26 protein-coding genes are annotated in these 21,778 nt (G+C 42.9%); 24 read left to right on the top strand and 2 right to left on the bottom strand.

What is annotated here, in order from left to right; all coding sequences use genetic code 11:
- Positions 1-522: hypothetical protein (locus tag JHD79_RS16135; protein WP_199120334.1), on the bottom strand; the 522-nt coding region annotated here is incomplete at its 3' end.
- 271 nt (positions 523-793) lie between these two features.
- Between JHD79_RS16135 and JHD79_RS16130 the strand changes: the two genes are divergently transcribed.
- The 15 genes from JHD79_RS16130 to JHD79_RS16060 all read left to right on the top strand — a co-directional run bounded on the left by JHD79_RS16130 (position 794) and on the right by JHD79_RS16060 (position 12,827).
- Complete coding sequence (locus JHD79_RS16130) at positions 794-2,059, top strand: hypothetical protein (protein ID WP_199120333.1); 1,266 nt, start codon at positions 794-796, stop codon at positions 2,057-2,059.
- A gap of 551 nt (positions 2,060-2,610) precedes the next feature.
- On the top strand, positions 2,611-3,780 hold the full coding sequence (locus JHD79_RS16125) for a hypothetical protein (protein ID WP_199120332.1): 1,170 nt from the start codon (positions 2,611-2,613) through the stop codon (positions 3,778-3,780).
- A 132-nt stretch (positions 3,781-3,912) separates the two neighbouring features.
- Positions 3,913-4,218 (top strand): hypothetical protein, encoded by a 306-nt coding sequence (locus JHD79_RS16120; RefSeq protein ID WP_199120331.1) that lies wholly within the window; start codon positions 3,913-3,915, stop codon positions 4,216-4,218.
- 350 nt (positions 4,219-4,568) lie between these two features.
- Positions 4,569-4,841: a hypothetical protein gene (locus JHD79_RS16115; RefSeq protein WP_199120330.1), complete on the top strand. Its 273-nt coding sequence runs from the start codon at positions 4,569-4,571 to the stop codon at positions 4,839-4,841.
- A gap of 21 nt (positions 4,842-4,862) precedes the next feature.
- Positions 4,863-5,642: a hypothetical protein gene (locus tag JHD79_RS16110; RefSeq protein ID WP_199120329.1), complete on the top strand. Its 780-nt coding sequence runs from the start codon at positions 4,863-4,865 to the stop codon at positions 5,640-5,642.
- 60 nt (positions 5,643-5,702) lie between these two features.
- Positions 5,703-6,680 carry a toprim domain-containing protein gene (locus JHD79_RS16105; RefSeq protein WP_199120328.1) on the top strand — a complete coding sequence of 326 codons (978 nt, stop codon included), beginning with the start codon at positions 5,703-5,705 and terminating at the stop codon, positions 6,678-6,680.
- Positions 6,681-7,371: 691 nt separating this feature from the next.
- Positions 7,372-8,427: a DNA cytosine methyltransferase gene (locus JHD79_RS16100; RefSeq protein WP_199120327.1), complete on the top strand. Its 1,056-nt coding sequence runs from the start codon at positions 7,372-7,374 to the stop codon at positions 8,425-8,427.
- Between the two features lie 9 nt (positions 8,428-8,436).
- Complete coding sequence (gene mobC / locus JHD79_RS16095) at positions 8,437-8,823, top strand: plasmid mobilization relaxosome protein MobC (protein ID WP_199120326.1); 387 nt, start codon at positions 8,437-8,439, stop codon at positions 8,821-8,823.
- 2 nt (positions 8,824-8,825) lie between these two features.
- Entirely contained in the window at positions 8,826-10,025 is a 1,200-nt protein-coding gene (locus JHD79_RS16090) for a relaxase/mobilization nuclease domain-containing protein (RefSeq protein WP_199120325.1), read from the top strand.
- A 31-nt stretch (positions 10,026-10,056) separates the two neighbouring features.
- Positions 10,057-10,803: a phosphoadenosine phosphosulfate reductase family protein gene (locus JHD79_RS16085; RefSeq protein ID WP_199120324.1), complete on the top strand. Its 747-nt coding sequence runs from the start codon at positions 10,057-10,059 to the stop codon at positions 10,801-10,803.
- A 44-nt stretch (positions 10,804-10,847) separates the two neighbouring features.
- On the top strand, positions 10,848-11,483 hold the full coding sequence (locus tag JHD79_RS16080; protein ID WP_199120323.1) for a ParA family protein: 636 nt from the start codon (positions 10,848-10,850) through the stop codon (positions 11,481-11,483).
- Positions 11,480-11,833, top strand: coding sequence for a hypothetical protein (locus JHD79_RS16075; protein WP_199120322.1), 354 nt, complete (start codon positions 11,480-11,482; stop codon positions 11,831-11,833). The genes JHD79_RS16080 and JHD79_RS16075 overlap by 4 nt, the downstream gene beginning before the upstream one ends.
- Positions 11,830-12,153 (top strand): hypothetical protein, encoded by a 324-nt coding sequence (locus JHD79_RS16070; RefSeq protein ID WP_199120321.1) that lies wholly within the window; start codon positions 11,830-11,832, stop codon positions 12,151-12,153. The genes JHD79_RS16075 and JHD79_RS16070 overlap by 4 nt, the downstream gene beginning before the upstream one ends.
- Before the next feature lie 6 nt (positions 12,154-12,159).
- Entirely contained in the window at positions 12,160-12,480 is a 321-nt protein-coding gene (locus JHD79_RS16065) for a DUF4134 domain-containing protein (RefSeq protein WP_199120320.1), read from the top strand.
- Between the two features lie 38 nt (positions 12,481-12,518).
- Complete coding sequence (locus tag JHD79_RS16060) at positions 12,519-12,827, top strand: DUF4134 domain-containing protein (protein WP_199120319.1); 309 nt, start codon at positions 12,519-12,521, stop codon at positions 12,825-12,827.
- Here JHD79_RS16060 and JHD79_RS16055 read toward each other — a convergent pair.
- On the bottom strand, positions 12,824-13,084 hold the full coding sequence (locus tag JHD79_RS16055; protein ID WP_199120318.1) for a hypothetical protein: 261 nt from the start codon (positions 13,082-13,084) through the stop codon (positions 12,824-12,826). The two genes, JHD79_RS16060 and JHD79_RS16055, sit on opposite strands and share 4 nt — an antisense overlap.
- Positions 13,085-13,106: 22 nt before the next feature.
- Here JHD79_RS16055 and JHD79_RS16050 point away from each other — a divergent pair, with 22 nt between their 5' ends.
- The 9 genes from JHD79_RS16050 to traM are packed head-to-tail and all read left to right on the top strand — an operon-like array spanning position 13,107 to position 21,771.
- Positions 13,107-15,608, top strand: a complete 2,502-nt coding sequence (locus JHD79_RS16050) for a TraG family conjugative transposon ATPase (RefSeq protein WP_199120317.1) — start codon at positions 13,107-13,109, stop codon at positions 15,606-15,608.
- Entirely contained in the window at positions 15,605-16,267 is a 663-nt protein-coding gene (locus tag JHD79_RS16045) for a hypothetical protein (protein ID WP_199120316.1), read from the top strand. Before JHD79_RS16050 ends, JHD79_RS16045 begins: the two co-directional genes overlap by 4 nt.
- The gene (locus JHD79_RS16040) at positions 16,264-16,920 is read left to right on the top strand and encodes a hypothetical protein (RefSeq protein ID WP_199120315.1); all 657 of its coding nucleotides are present in this window, start codon (positions 16,264-16,266) and stop codon (positions 16,918-16,920) included. The genes JHD79_RS16045 and JHD79_RS16040 overlap by 4 nt, the downstream gene beginning before the upstream one ends.
- Complete coding sequence (locus JHD79_RS16035; RefSeq protein WP_233164745.1) at positions 16,920-17,591, top strand: hypothetical protein; 672 nt, start codon at positions 16,920-16,922, stop codon at positions 17,589-17,591. The genes JHD79_RS16040 and JHD79_RS16035 overlap by 1 nt, the downstream gene beginning before the upstream one ends.
- A 3-nt stretch (positions 17,592-17,594) precedes the next feature.
- Positions 17,595-18,374: a hypothetical protein gene (locus tag JHD79_RS16030; RefSeq protein WP_199120314.1), complete on the top strand. Its 780-nt coding sequence runs from the start codon at positions 17,595-17,597 to the stop codon at positions 18,372-18,374.
- 8 nt (positions 18,375-18,382) lie between these two features.
- A complete protein-coding gene (locus JHD79_RS16025; RefSeq protein WP_199120313.1) occupies positions 18,383-19,519 on the top strand; it encodes a plasmid transfer protein in 1,137 nt (378 codons plus the stop codon).
- Complete coding sequence (gene traK / locus JHD79_RS16020) at positions 19,519-20,139, top strand: conjugative transposon protein TraK (protein WP_199120312.1); 621 nt, start codon at positions 19,519-19,521, stop codon at positions 20,137-20,139. Before JHD79_RS16025 ends, traK begins: the two co-directional genes overlap by 1 nt.
- Positions 20,117-20,533 (top strand): hypothetical protein, encoded by a 417-nt coding sequence (locus tag JHD79_RS16015; protein WP_199120311.1) that lies wholly within the window; start codon positions 20,117-20,119, stop codon positions 20,531-20,533. The genes traK and JHD79_RS16015 overlap by 23 nt, the downstream gene beginning before the upstream one ends.
- A gap of 11 nt (positions 20,534-20,544) precedes the next feature.
- Complete coding sequence (gene traM / locus JHD79_RS16010) at positions 20,545-21,771, top strand: conjugative transposon protein TraM (protein WP_199120310.1); 1,227 nt, start codon at positions 20,545-20,547, stop codon at positions 21,769-21,771.
- Positions 21,772-21,778 lie beyond the last annotated feature (7 nt).

Here is a 21,778-nt window from a genome sequence, read left to right as displayed (position 1 = left end):
CCTCAGCAGTTGCGCAACTTGATCATCAGTCATTGCCTTTTGCTGTTCAGGATTATGCTCTATGAAAAAAGCCAATCGTTCTTTTGCATTAGGAATATGTAACATTAATTCTCTATTTCGGCTTTCTAATAAGTTTTCCTCATAAATCTCTAAAAGCATTTTATAAAGATTAACATCATCCTCGGCCAACTTCTCTGCCCGTAGAAGATTTAAAGCATAGGCTTTTGTTGGTTTAAGCACTTCTATTACCTCAAGAATGCCTTTTTTGGAAAGAAAGCCGGTACTAGGAATTAAGAAACCGCTTTCCAGCATCCATATCGGGTATGACACTTCCCGGTACTCTACAGACCCTTTTAGAAGGCCACTAGATATATAGTAGAGCATGGGAACTGATTGCCATGCACCATTGCCAAACATCCATCCCTTTTTAAACTCGGTTTTGGTGAAAAGCTTTACAAGTACATCAATCGTTGCTTTGGTACCTGTATTGAGTTTTGATAATTTATCTATAAGAGCATTCATATTAAAGAATTGTTAATTACGAGGCAATTAACAACTAAAAAAGGACAGATTTACCTTACAGAATTTCAAAAAAAAATGTCACATATCTTATAAAACGTCTTTTAACGTGCTTGGAAGGCTACTTTTACCTGACAAAAATAAATTTCAAAATGTTCCACTTTTTTGTGATATTTACTATTTACAACACAGTCATCCCGAAATTAACGCATGTTCACAATGGCTGGTTTAAGTGGATATGCCCATATCTATGAAAAAATGAAAGGAACCAGATTTGTTAAATGTCTTCTCACAACTGCGCAACTTTGCCGAATTTTTTGGTGAACTACATAAAAACGGTAATGTAAACGAGGATTTTCTGATCCAAGCGGATTTGCTAAGGTCTAATTGGAAAGGCTTTAGGACAAAACTAGAAAAACGTATAGAGGAACAGGAAACTCCCGAAAAACTTTCTATACTAATTAGGGCCGTTCAGCACAACCTTACTTCATTCTCAAACACTATATATGATCTTTACAGAAGTTACGAGACCAACGATTATGGCGTTGTGCTAAAGGTAATGGAACTTTTCAGGGAGATTGGAGCGGAAGCAAACGAAATTTTGGATTTTCTGTACAGCAATTATCCCGAATACTATGATCTTACTTCGCCGGTTTCTCTATGGAAAATACGTGCCAACACAGAAGCGTATTCAAAGAACAGTTTAATTGTGTGGAATTTAGGAGATAGGAATGTCGAACCCGAATTGGTAGAGATCATAAAAGATCATTTAGGGATATTGTGCGATGCTAATAACGTGAGGGTGAAAAACTGGCAACAGTTCTTTTACATGGAGGTTTTGGCGGATCGTCTGCATTCATTTGTCAGGCTTCCCAAAGATAGCGACGATACCTTTAAGGTTATCAAATTGCTGATCGGTTATGACTTCAATCCACTTTCGTTTTACGAATTCATGCTCGAATACGCTACCCGCAAAGCCGGGCCGGATGGCCCATATGGAGATCAGGAAATGGAATTGCTATCGTTGTTGAGAACAATAGAAAATATCCGGCCAGAATGCAAGTATGGATATAATACAGAGGTACCACCTATTTCACAATCGATCAGCGGTTCCATAAAAAGAGAGCTAAAAATCATTGAGCGAATGAAAGCGGTGCATTTTCCATATCCAGATTCGAAGAAAAATATCATTACGAACTATTACTTCGAGACCAACACTACTTTAGAAGAATTGTTTCTTTTGATAAGGGTGATGCTTTCGGTTGACTTTATAAAAACGAGATTTAAATCAAATTTATACACCTTTATAGAAAGACATATCAGGACTGCCCGAACAAAGAAACCCTCGCCACAATATATGAGAAACATCATCGGCAGGGAGGTTCCAGATAGGGTGGTAAAAAAAATACGGCATTGGCTTGTAATAATGATAAATTATATAGATGCTAATTTTAAAGACCAGATTAAAATTTGGACGTTTGGAGGTTTTGCTATCTGGTTTCAAGAAGATGTAGCATACCTTTTGACTTTAATAGCCTAACGAGTTCGTTAAACCATTCGTAGCAGAAATGATCCATCTTCAAAACCTTTCCCCATCCTAAATCGGTTATTTCCCCAATCGTAATGAAGCCCATTTGTCTTGATTTTTGCTTAAAATATTCGCTTACGCCAAGTGTATCTATGGGCATGGATATTAATTCTTGACCGTCGTTTATATCGTACATACTAAGTGAATAACAGATATAGTGCTCTTTGTGTTCAACCAGAACCAAAACGACATAACTTTCCCACTATGGCGTATTCAATCAATCCAATAGCTCCCGTTTGATTGTTGATGCTAGATTTTTTCAGGCAACATAAATATTGCCAAGATATACTCCCCCTTTGCAATAGCATTTTGCTGATACTACAAATGTAAAAATACTGAACAACAAAAAAAACGTGTAATAAAATGTCATGTAAAAGTTTTGCCAAACTTGATTTTAGGGCTTATTGTGGCACTATGTGACATATTTCCAGTGTCACCCATTGCACTTTTTAAAGAGTGAAGGCATTTTCATTTTGTGGGAAAATTAACCTAAAATCCCTATTATGAATTTATCTTGCAAAATCTTTCATTGGACAGATGAAATCATCCATCCTAAAACTCTTAACAACAGCCAAATTACCAATGATGACCTTTTAAAATTGGAAAACGGTTTTTTGAAACAGCTTAAACAGGACGCAGACCTTGTTTTTTATAGTGGCAATTTTTCCAGAAAGCGAACGTTGGCGCAAGTCAGGCAAATGATAGTTATGAGCAACACCATCTATGGCTATCTTTTTCGGCTATCGCCAACCTGGAAGAGAAAAACCTGCCCACCTCAACTAAGGCAAACCTATCTGCATTTTCTATTTGCCATTGAAAAAATAATCGGAAAGGCCGAACAAATCATACCCGAATTATATATTGAAATCCCCCTTACCAATTATGGACTTTCGTTAAGGAAAATGCAGATCAGGGAAGCTGTTAAAAAGCTCTCCATTGCTTTAAACCATTTGGCTATCGATAAAAGACTTTATGAACTGGTAATACGGGACTTTTATTTATTTATTGGCAAAAAAGAAATTACCAGGTACGAGTATGATTATACGATCAACCTGATCAAAGAAATCGTGAGTTCAAACGTGGCCAATACCTTTGGCTTAATAAAAATGTTGTATCAACATGGATTTAACCCTAAGGGCTTTTTTTCCTACTATGCCAACGAGCTGGACAAAAAACTGATCGGCATTTCCGATCTTCACGACCAGTTGCAGATAGTCATATCCGAACAAGACATTTTTTTTGGCCTGCCAGAAAGCAATCAAAAAATGTTTATTAGCCAATTACCGATTGAAGATCAGTTTAAAATATTTTTATCCCAAAAGGAACGGCACTTAAAAGAAACCATAAATATTCGTAGAGCCCTAAACCTAGAAGAGCAGGGATCTAAACAAAAAAACAGGTTAAAGATATTTCTTTCAGTACCACAGCTAAGCCTGCTCATTAGGCTTTTTATTGAAAAGGGTCTTTTGCCAAAAGAGAACATTGGGGAACTGTTCGCTTTTTTTGCATCACATTTTTCAACTCCCCAGACTTCTTTAATTTCTGCAGAAAGTCTTCGTAAAAAATCTACAGACGTCGAATTTTCAACAGCTCAAAAACTCAAATCCCATATAATAGGGATGCTGAATTGGCTAAACGAAAATTACAATCTTTCCAATTTTAAAGGTTCATAGACTAATCCTTTACCGCTGAACTCCGACAGGGGGTGACCAATTTTCGGTCATCCCCTGTCCCTGTTTTTGCCTTGCCCTGAAGACTTGCTTTGTTCCAGAAATGATAGTTGAACCAACATTAAGGAACTTTTTATGAAGCTGAAGGAACTGTTTAACCTGTTAAAAGATGCAACCGAACAAGGAGCCAATAAAGCCCTTGGAAAAAGCAGATATTTTCAGGAGCAACATATCTGCAAGGCAGAAGCCTACAGGCTTTTTGGCCGGGGCAACATAGATCGATGGATCATTGAAGGGCTGATAAGCCTAAGCAAATCCCAATCGGGTTCCCGTTTATGCTTGGACCGAAAAAAACTCGAAGCGATCGCCGCTTCAAGTAACCGGATAACCTATCTGCCAGTAGCAGAGAGGCAAAACTCTTCATTTCCGAACGGTCTTTGACGTATAGGGATGAAGCATTATCCCGTGAGAAACGGGAAATTTTGCGAAGGTGAGGTTAAAGTATTCATTGTTTTGGCAATCATTGTCATTAAGACTACAATGAATTAAGCACCAATATCCGAAAGCGCATTGGCAGGCCGAGGGAATTATCGTGTATTGTTCCCAAATGGCCCGTATCGTAGGGTACGACGCTGGTAGTCCCGAATTTCAAACCGGCAAAGAGAATTTTTAACGGGTTCGTTGCCCGTTGCCGGTTCAATAGAGCCTGGTTGTCTACCTTAACTATCAGGTCTTAAACCTTCTCAAAAAATAGCTTAATCTCCTTATTCACCGCTTAATCCCAAATTTTAATGAATTCATTAACTGATCATCAGCTGTCGATGCTTTTGCGGGACGCTGCGGAAATGGGTGCTCTGCTTGCCCTAACAAAAGCCGGAAAAATCAGGCCTTATATGAGCAAATCAGAAGCTTTTAGGACTTATGGCCGGAAAAATATCGAAAGATGGATAGACCAGGGCCTAATAACTCCCCGAAAAGACGGCAACCACTCTGCACCCTGGCGCATCGAGCGCATTGAAGCAGAGGCAATCCGAAAAGCTGTTATTGCAATCCTCTACTTGTGAAACTTTTCAAAATAAAAAACTATGAATACAAATTCCCTAGATGCCAGTTCTATTTTAGAACGGGTCACCATTAGCATGCTCTTGGCATGTCTCGGCCACAGGCCGGTCAAGATTACCGGTAATGAAGAAGTGTTTTTTAACATCCTAAGAAATACCGACACCAAGCCTACTTTTATCGTTAATACACAATTGAATGTATGGTATGACAGCTCAACTAAACAAAACGGGAACCTTATCGATTTTTGCCATGCCTATTGGCCAGGGCTAAATGATGCAGAGATCACCGAAAAGATTGCCAAAATCGTTGCCGACTGCCAGGAACGACAAAAAAAAGAAAACCTCTGGAACAATAAAAGAAAAAGAAAAGCGGTAAAACTTCCTTATTACCAGATCGAGGAAACTAAACCGGTCGGTTGCAATATTGAATTAACAGCCTATTTACAAACACAAGGCCTTTGGGAAATAGCCATTGGCCAAATGAAAGAAGTATACTATTACTTCGTTGATGAAAAAGGCAAACGCAAAGACTTTTTCGCAGTCGGATGGCAAAATGAAAATGGAGGCTGGGAAGTCAGGAGCAAGAATTTCTCCGGCTGTTTGGGAAACAAGGGAATGACCTACATCCCCGGTAATAGTACCATGCTTGTTGTTTTCGATGATTTTTATGCCTACCTGAACTGGAAATACACCAACAAGTTGCCAGGCCCAAGCGTATTGATCCTGAACTATCCAGAATTTGCCAGCGTCGCCAACAAACGCGCGTCGAAATTCGAGGACGTAATTTTCTATATCGGAAATTAACGCTTCTTCTCAACAAATGTTCTCAAATCCGAGAACCATCAATCATTAAATTTTATTGCTATGCAGAGCTTCGTAGATGTTTCCACATTGAAGGACATTTCTATTGTCGATTTTTTGGCACGTCTTGGCCACCATCCAATAAGGAAAACAGGTAAGGAACACTTTTATCACAGCATGCTACGGGAAACGAAAAAGAACACACCCTCGTTTGCGGTTTGGGATGCAGGTTGTGTTTGGAAAGATTGGGGCGGAGCCAATGCCACGGGGATATTTAAGGGCGGTATCGTTCAGCTTGGTATGGCTTATTGGCCAGAACTTTCTTTTGTAGAGGTACTCAACAAGATACAGGAAGTGTGCAATATGGATATTTCCCTTATTCCCGAGTATGTTCCACCAAAAACATATGCGCCCGATCCAGAACCCGGCCTTTTCGAGTGGGAACTTGTCAAAACAAGCGAACTCGGCAATAATTACGTACTTGGAAAGTATCTGCGGGAAAGGGGGATTTTTGAAGAAGCCAAGAGCCAGGGCGTAAAGGAAGTCTATTACAAAAGAAAAAATTCCGAATACCCATCTATATTTTATGCAATTGCATGGCAGAACGAGCTTGGTTCGTGGGAGTACGCCAATCCCAAGGGCTTTAAGAGTTGCATAGGCCCCAAAGGAGTTTCAATAATACCAGGTGATAAAGATCATGTTGCCGTTTTCGAGGGCTTTATGGACTTTCTGACCTGGCGAAAACTACATCGGGAGACCCCAACGGTCATTGTCTTAAATGCCGTAACATTATTGGGCCGTGCAATCGACCGGATCAAGGAATTTCCAATCGTTGATGTTTACTTCGACAATGATGATACAGGCAGAAATTATACAGCGGGCCTATTGAAAATGGTTCCACAAGCCGTTGACCGAGCCTATCTGTATAATGGTTTTAACGATTATAACGATCTGTTGAAAGCGGAGCTGGCCAGGCAGGGAAATTCAATCGAGGCTGGCCAGCTTGGTACCATTCAGGAACTGCCATACCCAAAGCGATAGGAATAAGCAAACAACCCTTTATCTAACTCTTTAGCTATTTCAATATTTAATGCAATGTATATCCGACTATTAATATATGCCATTATATATGCCCCTATCTATCCATATATATGGATAGAGGCATTAACAACACAGCAAATATACTTCTATCTAATGGTATGGATATGCTGTTATCAACTTATCCCAATACCTGTATATCTGCTTATGTATATAGCCTGTTATCTAATAAATGTATATCTGTCTATCTGAATATTGGTTTATCCGAACAATTTATAAACAGATGGTGCTATATCCAGATATTTTATGCCCGACTATACCCAAATCCCGGAATTGCCCCGTTTTTTATCCCATAGGCATATGAACCTTTTTTGTTTTGTAGTCGGCAAGTTGTGTTTTTGTACGTACAGCCCGCCTTCGGCTGGGCTTCCCATACAAAAACTAACTTGCCTTAACCCGGCTAACCCCTTTGGGGAAAGCAGGGTTAAGGAAGAAAAAAGGTCGCAACTCCCTTTTTTCCGGCAAAGCGTTCCCCTCATTGAGACTACAAAAACCTAATTCTATTATAGTAAACCCTTAAAACAAAAAAATATGTAACAATCCATCTTTTATGGCCCAGGCCATCCGACAATCAATTTACCCAACGCTCTTTCGATCGGTTCAGTTGTAAACAACCAATTTCAAATTACAGCTTATGTTACTTAGACACGGAAGTTTGTTTTCCGGCATCGGCGGTTTCGACATCGCCGCTACCTGGGTGGGCTGGCAAAATGTTTTTTCCTGTGAGAAAAATACATTCTGCAAAGCACTGCTCGAATATTATTGGCCAAATGTATATCACTATGACGACATTTTTAATTTCACGGCAACTAAGTTTAGAGGACTTGTTGACATTATCAGCGGAGGGTTCCCCTGCCAACCTTTTAGTCAGGCAGGCAGGCGAAAAGGCAAAACAGATGATCGCTATCTCTTCCCGGAGGCTTGCCGAATTATCAGGGAAACACGGCCCAAGTGGATTGTTCTTGAAAATGTTGCTGGACTGTTCAGCATTCTCGAACCAGACAGTTTATCTGAAATGGAAATCAAAGCGGTTGAGCTATTTTGTCAGGACGATGACCAAAAAACTAACAGCACCATTGTTAAGCTCCAACGAAGAGTTATCGGAAGCATCATTTCGGAAATTATCGACGCAGGATATGTATTACCCCAGCTTGAAGACGGCACTCCAGTCATTCTGTGTATTCCGGCTGCTGCCGTCAACGCCCCGCATCAAAGGGATCGTGTGTGGTTTGTTGCCCACGCCGACGGCAACAGAGATCAGCAACAAAGGAACCACGGTCGAGCAGGTTCAGGACGGGCGTTCGCTGTCGGACAGAAAGAACGAAAAAGGGAACGGAGGCCAAGTATCATTGACGGATTTTCTAATCTATTATACCCTAAAGGCACCATCAATACCGCCACTTCAGGAACAGGAAAATATGCAAGCCTCGATTTTAAAACGGCTGATAAAAGTGCTTCCGAACCTAAAACAGATTGGCAAGACAAAATTCCCGGCTGGCAAGAGTGGCCAACTCAACCCCCGTTTTGTGGCGGAAATGATGGGCTTCCCACCGAACTGGACGGAATTACCTTTTCAGTTTGGCGAACAGAAAGCGTCAAGGCATACGGCAATGCAATAGTTCCGCAGGTTGCATTGGAACTTTTTCGGGTTATCGATGAGGTTGAACAGCTTTTCCATCAAACAAATTAATGCAAGAGTATGGCCTTCGGCGACATTCCCAACCGTAAAACAAGAAGATTTGAGCTAAGGCTAAGCGATCAAGAACTAAAAGAGTTCCTGGCTCTTGAAAAATCATTAGGCATAAGCAGGGCAGACATCGTTAGGATAAGGGTTCTGAAAAACTCTGCAAAAATGCTTGTAAATGCCAAAGACCTGCTGAAACATCTCGACCTTATCGGAACCGAGCTTGGAAGGTCTGGCAACAATATCAACCAGCTGGCCAAACATGCCAACACACTACAAAAGCATGGCCAGCTGGCCCCTGGTATTGCCACTGATTTTAATGCGCTTTTTTCCGAATATATAAGGCTTCAAAATGAACTTGAAAAATTAATCAGACAGCTGTTAAGGCAAATGAAAGGTTAGGAATGATAGTAAAAATACTTAATAAAAGCGAGACGTTCAAAGGGGTAACCTACAATACCAATAAAATGGAAATGGATAAGGGCGAGCTGATGAAAGTCGAGAACTTCGGAGCATTGCAGGGCATTGAACATTTAAGGCCAAAAGATTACATCAATTATCTTGAAGCTCGTTCGGCATCATCAGCCAGGATCAAGTACCCTCAGTTCCATGCGGTTATTTCATGCAAAGGAAAATCCCATACAAAAGAACAACTTACACAGCTTGCAACAGATTGGCTAAAGGGAATGGGTTACGAAAAACAGCCATATCTGTTGGTATTCCACAAGGATACCAATAATAATCATATCCACATCGTATCTACCCGAGTTGACCAAAACGGCAAAAAAATCAGCGATAGCTATGAGAAGTTAAGGGCCTATCAGGTGCTTAACAAGATAATGGGCCTCGATGAAAAGCAAAAAACAGATAACGAGATAAATAAGGCGCTAGCCTATAACTTCTCAACAAGGGCGCAATTTATGATGCTTTTGGAATGCCAGGGATATTCCCTACAGCTCGAAAACGACAAATACATTGTTTCCAAATATGGAACCAGACAGGGAGCTATCGATCTTCAAACGATTGATGCCCGAAGAAAATTGTACACAAAGGATATTAACCGCCTTGCGCAATTGCGTGCAATAATCGAAAAGTACAAAAAAACCCATAGCCCTGCAATCCTGCCAATTTCTACAGCCTTGCCCGAGGGCAGGCAGAGCAAGCCAACGGGCTATACTTCTGATCTTGCCGAGGTATTGGCATCGAAGTTTGGCGTACAGATACTTTTTCACGGCAAGCCCGGACTGCCACCATATGGCTATACGGTTATTGACCATTCCATGAAAACAGTTTACAAGGGCAAAGAACTGATGCCATTGGAAAACCTGATTGGAATGCCAAAAGATTTGACCAGCCAGGTCGAAGAGCCGTCAGCCGATTTTTCACGAGCAGACCAAGGCATTGTGATAGGCGAAGCCGAATCGCCTACTGGTAAAGGCGAACTTTTTATTCAACCCGATACAACTGCAGGGGTTCCCAATATAGAAGATACCACTTTCTTCCTGCCAGAAATAAATCTGGATTTGGCAGATGACATCGACGACGAAGCCATACTCGGCCGTAATCGCCAACGCAAGCGCAAAGCAAGAACAAACACCAGATAGCTACATAGCATTTTTCCGACGACAATTATTAATGAAACGCGTATTTAACCTTTCTGGCGGGAAGACTTCCGCCTATATGACCATTTCCGAAAAACCCAATTCCGATGACATCGTACTTTTTACAGATACAGGCAGAGAGCACCCTTTAACGTATAAATTTCTTGATGACATTGAAAAAAACGAAGGCTTCAAGATACATCGGGCAACCTATGTACATCGCCGAAGCCCGAACAAAACAGGGTTCGATGCGATGACCCATTGGAAAAGCTACCTGCCTAACCGGGTAAGAAGGATATGTACTGCCGAGCTAAAGATAAATACAGCCCGGAGGTACCTCAAGCCCTTCGTCGGAAGGCGCTTCGAGCAATATATAGGTTTCAGGTATGATGAACCCGAGCGGGTAAAAAAGTTCCGTAGTACCTACAAGAATACAGTTACACGTTTTCCGCTTTACGATAAAAAGATAACCAAGCCAATGATAGACCACTATTGGGGTTCCAAGCCCTACACGCTTGAAATCCCCTCTATTTTGGGAAATTGTGACCTATGTTTTTTAAAGGGCAAAAACAACCTCATAAAAATCATGGCCAAGTACCCGGAACTAGCGGATAAATGGATCGAGGATGAACGCAGATCTGCACAGATCAGAGGCAAAAAAGGGGGTACTTTTTTTAAGGATACTACCTATGAGGAACTTCTTAAGGTAGCCAAATCGCAGTTGACGCTATTTGACCTTGAAGAAGCATTGCCTGCCTATTCCTGTTCATGTACTACCTAGCAACTCTCAACAATATAACTCTACAACCCAATTACAGCACGATTATGTTAATATTGATAGGCAACCAAAAAGGGGGTGCGGGCAAAAGTACTATAACATTACTTTTGGCAAATTACCTCGCCCTGGTAAAAAAAAGGAAAGTAACGGTATTGGATATGGATTACCAGCAATCCATATCATCTAAAGCCGAAAAAGCAAAAATTTTAGAAAACGAGCCACTTTATGAGGTGGTTCCTGCCGATCTAAGACACTTTCCCGCCCTTCATTCATCTTTATCGAAAAGAGCCAATGAAATTGTAATTGTAGATCTCCCCGGTAAAATGGACGATGATGGGCTTTTGCCCATTTTCATCGCTGGCGATGTCATAATCTGTCCATTCGCCTATGATGAATTTTCCGTTGACAGTACCATTCTTTTTGCTATGGTATTAAGAAAGGTGAATGAGAGGGCACCATTTATCTTTATCCCAAACCGTATTAAGAATACGGTCAGGTACGAAACAAAGTCCGAAATCGAGAAAGTTATTAGGCGTTTTGGCCTCATTTCAGCAGGATTTGCAGATCGTGTAGACTTTCAGCGCATCAGCACCTTTCATACACCGCTGATCCTTATGCCCATCGTACTCCCGGTTCTCGACCTGATCTATGATCAGTTTCTAAATGGGGAGGAAAACGTATGAGCCAAATCAAATCCCTTGCGGACGAACTAAGGGAAACCATCAAGAAAGATGGCCAGTCCAAGCCTAAAGTACGGCCAGCCCATAAAGGCAAGCAGGAAGAAAAAGCTGAAAATACTGTTGGCCCAACACTCGAAAGGCTTTTTGATGATATTTTGGCTTTCGAACTTGATGGAAATGAAAAGCTCCTGATCCGCCTGAACGACAAAACCGTTTTTCTCCTCAAACAGCTAAAAATCGCCAAGTCCATTGATATGAACAAAATTATAGCCTACAGCCTGCAGGACTTTCTGAACCGGCATCCCGAACTAATACAATACGTCAAACAAAACATCAAAACAATCGAGTTATGAACTGGACACAATTTTTGCTAGGCCTTTCGGCCCTCTACCTTGTTTATTATTTTTTTAACATCCTATTTGACCTCTTTAAACCAAAGCCCGGCCAATCAACAGGCCCGGGCGCAGAAGAAATTACTTTTTACGAAGAAAACCTGCCCGAAACAGTCTATGCCGAAGAAAATGGCAAAGAGGAAATTGCACAAACCATCCCCGTAGAACGTCAGGCCATATCTTCGGGAGTTCTGCAGGCCACTGGGGGAATAAACCTAAAGCAACTTTTTTCTTTGGCTCAATCCGATCTGATCGAATATACGAAAGCCATTCCTTACTAAAATTCCATGAAGTTCAAGCATTTCCTATCAAAGACAACTCCGGTTGTCTTTTTTTTTGTCCTGCCATTTTTGGCTTCGGGCCAATCGCCCCCGGGTATAGGCGAGTTCTATAGCGCCAGTAGGGAAGTCAGCCGTTGGTACTTCAGCCTTTCGGACCTGGTGCTGGTACTCGGCGCAATCAGCGGAATGCTTGGAGGGCTTCGGGTCTATTCCAACTGGCAATCCGGCAAGCACCATATAGATGCCCAGGTTATGGGCTGGTTTTTTTCCTGCCTTTTTCTTTCCATGCTGGGCGCAGTTCTTAAAGCCCTTTTCGGGGTGCACTAATCAACAAAACCAATTTTTCACTTTTTAATTTCTTGACTATGACAGTAAAGACCAAAAAACTGTTTGCTTTTGCCGTGCTTTCCATGCTGACGCAATCCTCTTTTGCCCAAGGTGGCGGTTCGACAGGGATCAACGCCGCTACATCGTCACTGACCAGTTATGTTGACCCTGTATCAACCCTGATCCTTGCCATTGGAGCAGTGGTGGGACTGATCGGCGGTGTGCGAGTATACATCAAATGGAATGCGGGCGACCAGGACATCAACAAGGAGCTTATGAGCTGGGGCGGTTCCTGCCTTTTCCTTGTACTTGTTTCGGTAGTTATCAAAGCATTTTTCGGGGTTTAATGGCTACCGGGTATCCAATTTATAAGGGGCTTCAAAAGCCCCTTATCTACCGTGGCTTTAAGGGCAAATTTATCTATTGGGGCATTGGCTCCCTGGTGGGTGGCCTGCTGACAGGTGGCCTTGTAGGTGCTCTCACAAGCATGTACCTGGGCGGTTTCCTGACTATCATCCTGATCTGCGGTGGGCTCGGCTATACATTCTACCGCCAAAAAGACGGGCTCCATGCCAAAAAAAGGCATCACGGGGTCATTGTCCATCCTGTAAACCTAAAAATCACTTATGCAAAAAGAAAGAAAGACGGCATTTCAGATGCCATATGCAGGCATTGATGACTATAATGGCCTGCAACTTCTATATGGTGACCGGGGCGACTTCTCTGCCATATTGCACATTACCAACCCTGTACTGCAATACTCTGCCGACCCTGATAGCTATATGGTATACCAGGGCGTACTGCTGAATATCATCAAGGTATTGGGCGAAGGCCACATCGTGCAAAAACAGGATGTATTTATCCGCAAAAAATATAGGCCAGTGCCCGCTGAAGAATTTCTACAACAAAAATACCATCAGCACTTTGAAGGCCGGGAATACACCGAGATCAATACCTACCTAGTTATAACCCGGCAGATCAAACGGGGCGCGTTTTACACTTTCGACAAGAAAGTCCTTGCTGATTTTTCCCATAGCATGGATAAGCTTTTCGACCTTTTGGCAAACGCTGGATTTAGCCCATCGTACCTATCGGAAGCCGAAATCAACCGGTATATAACAAAGGTACTAAGTATGGAATTTGCACTCCCGAATATTACCCTAAACAATATTCAAAGTACCGACCGGCAGTTGAATATGGGCAACTTGGCAATCAGGTGCCTAAGCATGGTCAATACCGATTCCGTCGATCTGCCAGAAAAAGTTTCTCCCTACACCGAAAAGCAGGAGAGCAAGGGAATGAAGGACTTCCCGGTCGATAACCTATCATTTCTGCACCAGGTTCCCGGCTATAAAGTCATAATATACAACCAGCTATTGGAAATTCCATCCCAACAGGCCATTTTGAATAAACTTGAACTCAAGCGCAAACGGCATTCGGGTGTACCAGACCCTGCCAATCTGATCTGTGTCGAAGATATAGACCTTTTGCTTGTCGATGTTGCCAGGGAAAACCAATTGCTCGTCAATGCGCATTATTCGATGATAATCTGTGCTGAACAGGAAAATATCGGCAGAGCGGTAAACTATATCGAAGCCGCCCTTTTTCAGCAGGGCATTATTCCGTCCAGGAACGCATACAACCAGCTTGAACTGTTCCGTTGTGCATTGCCTGGCAATGGCGTAGAACTAAAAAAATACGACTGGTTTTTGACTACTGCGGACGCTGCGCTATGCCTGTTTTTCAAAGAGGCACTTCTAAGGGATGAACCATCTGATTTTCTGATCCGCTTTACCGACAGGCAGGGCGTGCCTGTAGCGATAGACCTATCGGATTTGCCACTTCGCACGGGTCGCATAAATGCGAGAAACCGTTTTTGTTTGGGCCCTTCGGGTGGAGGAAAGTCGTATCTTATCAATGCGCTCGTAGAGCAGTATATGCTTTACAATATGGATGTTGTCATTGTAGATACCGGCCATTCCTATTCAGGCCTTTGTTCTTATTACAAGGGAAAATACATTACCTGGTCGGATAGCAGGCCGATTACGATGAACCCTTTCGCCATTGCCGAAAGCGAGTACAACATCGAGAAGAAAGATTTTTTATGTACGCTGGTCAGCCTATTATGGAAGGGTGCCGAAGGCACTATTAGTACGGTAGAAAGGGACGTTATCTCAAATGTCATTTCGGCCTATTATAGCCAGTACTTTGATGGCGAAAACGATCAAAAGAATAGAATCGAGGAATTGGGCTTTAATTCGTTCTATGAGTTTGCACTAAAAAAAATACCTGAAATCAAAGCGGAGGAAAAGATACCCTTTGAGCTGGACGAGTTTCGATATGTGCTAAAGAAGTTTTACAGGGGCGGTGAATTTGAAACGATCCTGAACGAAGCGACTGACCAATCCCTGTTTTCAGAACGCTTTATCGTCTATGAAATCGACAACTTAAAGGAAAACAAGGTTCTGTTTCCCATAGTTACGCTTGCGATAATGGACGTATTCATCCAAAAAATGCGTCATCGATCTTCACAGCGAAAGGCGCTGATCATTGAAGAGGCATGGAAGGCAATCGCATCCCCATTGATGGCAGGCTATATATTGTACCTCTACAAAACAGTCAGGAAGTTTTGGGGCGAGGCAATCGTAGTTACGCAGGAACTAGCAGACATCCTCGGCAATTCGGTAGTCAAAGACAGTATAATCAGTAATTCGGATACAATTTTCTTGTTGGATCAAAGCAAATTCAAAGAAAACTACGGGGAGATCGCAAAACTTCTATCAATTACCGAAACCGAGCAGAAGAAAATATTTACCATTAACAACCTCGACAACAAAGACAACAGAGGCCGTTTCAAAGAAGTGTATATCCGCCGGGGTTCTACTGGCGAGGTCTACGGTGTTGAAACTTCGATTTATCAATACCTTACCTATACAACCGAAAAGCCCGAGAAAAGCGCTGTCGAGCTATATGCAAAAGCCAATGGAAGCTATCAGCAAGGGCTTGAAGCATTTGTTTCCGATTTTGAAAAAAGCGGGCTGGCGCTTGGTGCATTTGTCCGCGAGGTCAACACCAACGGAGTGCAAAGCCCATTGTCAACCGAATATTTTAAACCTGATTTTACATGAAAACAATACTTTTGATTGCGGGGCTCTATCTTTTTGTTTGCCCGGTATTCGCACAGATTTACTTTGACCCTGCAACCGCAGGTGCAATGGCCGCCCATTCGGGAGTTATTAACGGCCAGTTAAACAGAACAAATGACAACTTAACCCTGATCCAACGGGGACAGTTGGCCGTAACAGGCCAATTGGTCATTGTCAATGATCTTCAACAACAGATTTATAGGGGCCTTAGCGAGGTTTCATCGGCAGTTCGCTCATTGCTGGCAATAGAGGACATTGCCGAAATATCCGTAGATATTGTAACTGATGTAAACAAGGCTGTTACTTTGGCGCAGGCCAATCCGCTTTTGCTTTTGTTTGCAGAAAACGGAGCAAGGGAATTTAAGCGCCGGGGTACAGCCCTGGCTGTTGAAGTGGGTTCGTTCGTCCTGCAGGGCGGGCTCAACAACCTCATGGATAGCGGAGAAAGGGCAAAGCTCCTCAATCGTATAAGAACCGAACTTATGATATTACGGGGCGTAGCCTATGGAATGCAGAGGACAATGTATTGGGCCAGACAAAGAGGCATCCTAAATTCCCTTAACCCATATGCAGGGTTTATCAATATCGACAAACAGATCGCTGACGATATTATCAGAAACGCCAAATATTTAAAGCAATGAAAAAGTTAATGTTACTGGCCTGCCTGTTTGTTGGTGCCAATATAAATGCCTTTTCTCAATTGAACGTCGAGCTGTTGCACCAGCTTGTAGCAGAAAGCAAAAGCGAGCATAGCAGGCAGAATGAGGCAAGGAACAGGCAGGCCGTTGCCTCTGCTCACGAAGAGGTAAACAAAACCCAAATGGGGAAACTAAGGGCCAAGTATCGCGAACTGCAAAGCCGTTTCCATACCGTTGGCCTGGCGATAGACCTTGCACAGATTGGTTTAGAAGCAAGCCCCCTGCTATCCGAAATCATCAGACAGCAGGGCATAATCTACAACGTGGCCAAAGACAATCCCCTGCTAATTGCCATTGCCGTACAGACCGAAATCGATCTTGTAGACCGGGCGAGAATGCTTGGCAATTACATTGCCGGTATAGCATTGAGCATCGGCGAGATCAACCAAATGAAGGCAAGCGACCGGAAAATTCTTTTCTCCCATGCACTCACAGAACTTCGGCTGATCGAAGGGGCAAGCAAAGGGCTGGCTATCTGTATGCAACAGGCGAACTATAAAAGATCAATCGATCCGTTCAAAAACTTTATCGAGAAAGATAAACAGCTGGTCGATGATATAATCAGAAATGCAAAAATCCTAAAAGGCCCGAACTGATGAGACAGATCATATTTATTGCAATGTTTTTATCGGTAGCCGGAACAAGCATTGCGCTTGGCCAGCGGATCGTTTTTGACAGAAACCATTTCAGCATTGTCAACGAGAATGGGGCGGTGCGTCTTGGGGCTGAAAACACCCATAATAGTTATTTGAATACCATAAACAGCAGACTGGAAGATATTAACCTGAATATCGGTGCTGTTGTTGTAGTCCAAACCCTTATCCGAAATTCGCTTGTGCAGGTTAACCATGCGCTCAAAAGTGGGATTGCCTTAACACAGATTGCGGAGATAAGCGGTGAAATCATACGGGAAAGCAATGCGATGATCTCCATTGCCCAGGCAGACCCCTATCTGTTGCTTTTTGCCGAGGATGTAGCCCGCCAAATGAAGAGCAGGGGGATAAACCTGGTAAGCGAAGTTTCCGGGTTTGTTTTGCGGGAGGGAAACAATATCCTTATGGACTATGAAAAGCGCGAAGCATTGTTGCGCAAAATAACACTCGAATTAAAAGTCATAAGGGCGCTTTGCTTCAGCATGGCCAAGTCCATGTATTGGGCCAAAATGAACGGAGTGCTGAAAACCGCCAATCCGTTTCGGGACTTCATTAACCAAGACCTGCGAATTTCAGGTGAAATCATAGACAACATAAAACATTTAAAAAACTAAAAAATGAAAAAGCAAGTTTTAGCCATTCTATTTATCAGCATGTTTTTCCAATCATTTGGCCAGCGCCCGATCAGGGATAAACATATCACCAATCAGCAGGAGCGCATGGTATTTAAGCAGTGGGACAGAAAAAAGTTCACGCCAACAAGTGGTTTTTTGGGGCTTAATCCCGAATACTGGCTTACCTGGGCATGGCATCCCGACTACCCAAAAAAAGATTTGCGCCCTCTTGGTCCCGTTGGCCCCCAAACTCAACGCCTTGCCCTGGTCGCCGCAATGCAGGGGTCTACCAACGGATATAAACTACATTCCGATACATTAAAAAATACCGCAGTAACAGAGGCGGTAAACTATTCTGCTGTTTTCAGTACGGTAGATCCTTTGTGGCAACTTTACTACAGACATGAGTTTGAACCGCTACTAAGCCAGCAGGGAAACGACTTGCTTAACGGTATCCCTGCAAAGGAAAGGGATTATTTAGTGCGTACAGGGGTTTATGATTGGTACCGAGAAGAAGCCTCGGGTATCCGGGAAAGGCTTGAAGGCGCACAAAATGCGACAATGGACAGGGGGGCTAGGATAATTGCCTACCACCGTCTTTTCTTGGAATACCGAAAACTTTCGGCATCCTGGGAGGCCAAACGCCAATATGCCCGCAAATTCCTGGGCCTGAACGAAACTGCATCAAGGATCAGATCAAGGGAACAACCAATCATACCTGGCAACGGCTATCGAACAGACAAACAAATAGCCGATGATATTTTGGCAAAATCAAAACTTTAAACACAAAAATGAACGCAACAACTTTGATAACCGGCACAGCCGGTTTTTTTGTGCAATCAGGTTCAGGCAGTGTGCCGGACAACTTTAAAAAGACCTTTAATTTTTTGCAGGGCAATGGGGTCTACGAAGAGGGTATGATGCACTTTCTAACAAAAATGAAAAACACTATTTGGACACATTATGATGCCTTTATTGCCGATGCCCAGGCACTGTCCGCCATATTCATGCTGATTTTTTTTGCCATTAAATCCTATGAAATGATGTCAGGCGACAAAAAAATGGAAGTGATGCCCCTGCTTCGACCATTTGGCCTGATAATGATAATTCTATGGTGGTCAGCTTTTACCCGAACCGTCGCCTTTCCAACCAATATTATTGCAAACAAGACCGAGGCCATGTTTAATAGTAGCCAAATCCAGATTAACAACCTAAGGATGGAAAGGGCACAATTGATGGTTCAGGTAGCCGATCAACTGCTTACCGTTCAGGCCCAAACGGAAACGGCCAAGCAGGAGGCCGATACGTGGTACGAAAATGCCTGGGAAAGTGTAAAATCCAGCGTAAAAGAAGGATTTGCCGAAGTTTGGAACCCAATTGTCGAGCTTCGGAACCGTATGCAGGTTGGCTTTCAGCTTTTGGTTACTTCACTTCTCGAAACGCTGGCACTTTGGTTCCTGCGTATTTGTGTTTACGTTATTTTCATCATCCAGATTATATTTTCGACAATCCTGATCATATTGGGGCCGTTTTCAGTTGCCATCAGCATTATTCCCGCGTTTAGGGACAGTTTTAGTACATGGGTCGCACGTTTTATTTCGGTTAACCTTTATGCCGGTATAGGATACCTGGTACTTTATGTAGCGTCGTTGTTCCAGCACTTTGCCCTGGAAGCCGAGATCAGCAGGTATAAAGAATTGGTAGAGACTTCCGGCGAAAGCCTCGAAAAATTGGGATGGTTTGCAAGTAACGGGGTGCTTTCGTTCGGAATGGTTATCGGAACATTTCTAATCGGGGGCCTGACCATGCTAACAGTACCTAGCATCAGTACTTGGATCGTATCCACATCGGGCATCAGCTCTGCTACTTCAACAATGGGCCGAGGCGCCACCAATTTATCCAGGATGATAACTAGAATGATGAAATAATGATTATCAGAAACATTGAAACCAAAATCCGCCTGGCTACTTTTCTTTCTGCAGGTAGCTTTATCCTAACGGCTGTTATTGTTCTAATAGTAACGTTTTTTGCCTACAGGCAAGTTGCAGAAGCAAGGAAGAACATTTATGTACTCGATGCCAACAGCGTTCCGTTGCTTGCTAGGCAGACGAGTGTCCAGCTTAACCGGGGTGCAGAATACCGCTCGCACATCAATCTATTTCATGGGCTATTCTTTTCGCTGAGCCCTGATGACAAGTTTATCGAATATCAGATGAAAAGGGCCATGTACCTTATTGACGAAAGTGGTGCGCTCCAATACAATAATCTAAAGGAGAAGGGCTTTTTCAATTCGATACTTTCATCTAGCGCGGTACTGACCATTCAGACCGATAGCATCGTAGTCGATGAAGCTCGAAAGTATTTTCGTTATTACGGGAAACAAAAAATTGACCGAAGAAGTTCGGCAATCATACGATCTCTTGTTACAGAAGGTTACCTCAAAGACCTTGATATACGATCCGACAATAATCCCCACGCAGTGCTGATTACGCGTTGGAAAACATTGGAAAACAAAGACCTCGAAAATGTTCAGAAAAACTCATTTTAAACCTAAAAAAGCTCTTTTTGGCGAGATAGCAAAAGAGTTTGCAACCTATTTTTCCCGCTTTGGCAATTGGTTCGCCTGTATCTGCGCACGGTATCCCAAACCGATATTTTCGGGCATGCTTGCCTGCATGCTGGTTTCGGGAGTGCTTGCCTTTACAGTAATGCGGGTAAAAAGGGAGAAGCCAGTGCTTGCGCCAACAAACGCAACATCGCCCGTAGCCGACGGGTTTGGGCAAATAATGGATGCGGGGCAGTCTTTAAAAAGTGTGCTGGCCCTGCAAAACCAGGTCAATACCATATTGCATAAGGATAGTCTTACCGGCGCAGATAGCGCAATGGTAAAGGATGCTATTATGCAATTGGAGGCCATCCATAAACAGTTAAACGTAAAGTAAACCGAAAAGTTATGAGAATTGATATTAAGAAACCGCGCTATATGGTTCCGCTCATATTGTTTCCCTTTCTATGCCTGCTTTTTTACTCGTGGAAAAGCAGTTTTGGGAAAGAAGCGCCAATAACAGAAAAAGGCAACGCATTGCAGGAGAATTTGGCGGATGTTTCAGATGGCGTAAAAAAGAAGGGAATTGAAGACAAGCTCGATGCCTATCGCAAGCAGTTTAAAGATGCTGATGGTTATACGGCCGTTGGCGGAATTGGAGAAGAGCAGGCCATAAGGCAACAAATGCCAGATCTGTACAACCAGAGAGAAAAGCGTATGCTAGACAGTATTGACAGCGAAATGAAGAGGAAGTTTGGCACCGCAAGTGTTTCCACTCAAAGGCCAAAGACTTCTTTTTCCGATGCTATACCCAAAAGAAACAATACGAATGGCTACGATGCAGATCGCGATTTGGCAGTTGCGCTTTCAAAATTAAAACAACAACAGTCGTCTTCAAATGGTAATGGCCATGCCCAGCCTGGCGGTTCAGCTCAAACCGACCCTATGAAAATATTCCGTGAACAAATGGCCCTGATCGACAGTATGGGAAAAGCCAACGATCCCGAATACAAGGCTGAACAGGAAAAAAACAAGGCAATGGCCTTGGCAGAGCATGAGCGGAAGAGCCAAAAAAAGCTAAAGGTTTCCAAAAGCCCTATTTCTGCAGAATATTTTAATACAATCTTGCCGGCCACAGAAGAAAGCCCCATTAGGGCCATAGTAGATCAGAGCATTACTGGCTATTCAGGTTCACGGCTTCGCATAAGATTACTCGATGACATTAACGCTGGCAAGTTTCTCATAAAAAAAGGAACATATTTATATGCGCAAATCTCGGGCTTTACAAGCCAAAGGGTAAATCTGATGATCAGTTCCATTTTTTACAACAATAACATATTACCTGTGAGGCTTGAAGTATACGACAATGACGGTTTGCCCGGTCTTTATGTTCCGGCATCCGCCTTTAGGGAGTTCACAAAAGTGCTGGGCACAGATGCAAGTCAGGGAATGACCATCCAGCAACAGGCAGAAAACAACAATCAGCTTGTTATGAGCATGCTCCAAAAGATGTTCCAGTCAACCACTACTGCCGTTGGAAAGCTCATTCGGAGCAATAAGGCCAAGCTGAAATACGATACCCAGGTCTACCTGATCGATCCAGAAGAACTAAAACAGAAACAAAATTCATACTAAACATAAT

This window comes from Pedobacter sp. ASV28, from assembly GCF_016428855.1.
Classification (GTDB): domain Bacteria; phylum Bacteroidota; class Bacteroidia; order Sphingobacteriales; family Sphingobacteriaceae; genus Pedobacter.
The sequence above is the reverse complement of the archived record's forward strand: the minus strand, read 5'-3'. Positions and strand labels throughout refer to the sequence as shown.

Bases quoted from the DNA above. Each gene is read 5' to 3' on its own strand.
- JHD79_RS16125 (WP_199120332.1), top strand. From the start codon at position 2,611: ATGAATTTATCTTGCAAAATCTTTCATTGGACAGATGAAATCATCCAT.
- JHD79_RS16120 (WP_199120331.1), top strand. From the start codon at position 3,913: ATGAAGCTGAAGGAACTGTTTAACCTGTTAAAAGATGCAACCGAACAA.
- JHD79_RS16115 (WP_199120330.1), top strand. From the start codon at position 4,569: ATGAATTCATTAACTGATCATCAGCTGTCGATGCTTTTGCGGGACGCT.
- JHD79_RS16110 (WP_199120329.1), top strand. From the start codon at position 4,863: ATGAATACAAATTCCCTAGATGCCAGTTCTATTTTAGAACGGGTCACC.
- JHD79_RS16105 (WP_199120328.1), top strand. From the start codon at position 5,703: ATGCAGAGCTTCGTAGATGTTTCCACATTGAAGGACATTTCTATTGTC.
- JHD79_RS16100 (WP_199120327.1), top strand. From the start codon at position 7,372: ATGTTACTTAGACACGGAAGTTTGTTTTCCGGCATCGGCGGTTTCGAC.
- mobC (WP_199120326.1), top strand. From the start codon at position 8,437: ATGGCCTTCGGCGACATTCCCAACCGTAAAACAAGAAGATTTGAGCTA.
- JHD79_RS16090 (WP_199120325.1), top strand. From the start codon at position 8,826: ATGATAGTAAAAATACTTAATAAAAGCGAGACGTTCAAAGGGGTAACC.
- JHD79_RS16085 (WP_199120324.1), top strand. From the start codon at position 10,057: ATGAAACGCGTATTTAACCTTTCTGGCGGGAAGACTTCCGCCTATATG.
- JHD79_RS16080 (WP_199120323.1), top strand. From the start codon at position 10,848: ATGTTAATATTGATAGGCAACCAAAAAGGGGGTGCGGGCAAAAGTACT.
- JHD79_RS16075 (WP_199120322.1), top strand. From the start codon at position 11,480: ATGAGCCAAATCAAATCCCTTGCGGACGAACTAAGGGAAACCATCAAG.
- JHD79_RS16070 (WP_199120321.1), top strand. From the start codon at position 11,830: ATGAACTGGACACAATTTTTGCTAGGCCTTTCGGCCCTCTACCTTGTT.
- JHD79_RS16065 (WP_199120320.1), top strand. From the start codon at position 12,160: ATGAAGTTCAAGCATTTCCTATCAAAGACAACTCCGGTTGTCTTTTTT.
- JHD79_RS16060 (WP_199120319.1), top strand. From the start codon at position 12,519: ATGACAGTAAAGACCAAAAAACTGTTTGCTTTTGCCGTGCTTTCCATG.
- JHD79_RS16055 (WP_199120318.1), bottom strand. From the start codon at position 13,084: ATGGACAATGACCCCGTGATGCCTTTTTTTGGCATGGAGCCCGTCTTT.
- JHD79_RS16050 (WP_199120317.1), top strand. From the start codon at position 13,107: ATGCAAAAAGAAAGAAAGACGGCATTTCAGATGCCATATGCAGGCATT.
- JHD79_RS16045 (WP_199120316.1), top strand. From the start codon at position 15,605: ATGAAAACAATACTTTTGATTGCGGGGCTCTATCTTTTTGTTTGCCCG.
- JHD79_RS16040 (WP_199120315.1), top strand. From the start codon at position 16,264: ATGAAAAAGTTAATGTTACTGGCCTGCCTGTTTGTTGGTGCCAATATA.
- JHD79_RS16035 (WP_233164745.1), top strand. From the start codon at position 16,920: ATGAGACAGATCATATTTATTGCAATGTTTTTATCGGTAGCCGGAACA.
- JHD79_RS16030 (WP_199120314.1), top strand. From the start codon at position 17,595: ATGAAAAAGCAAGTTTTAGCCATTCTATTTATCAGCATGTTTTTCCAA.
- JHD79_RS16025 (WP_199120313.1), top strand. From the start codon at position 18,383: ATGAACGCAACAACTTTGATAACCGGCACAGCCGGTTTTTTTGTGCAA.
- traK (WP_199120312.1), top strand. From the start codon at position 19,519: ATGATTATCAGAAACATTGAAACCAAAATCCGCCTGGCTACTTTTCTT.
- JHD79_RS16015 (WP_199120311.1), top strand. From the start codon at position 20,117: ATGTTCAGAAAAACTCATTTTAAACCTAAAAAAGCTCTTTTTGGCGAG.
- traM (WP_199120310.1), top strand. From the start codon at position 20,545: ATGAGAATTGATATTAAGAAACCGCGCTATATGGTTCCGCTCATATTG.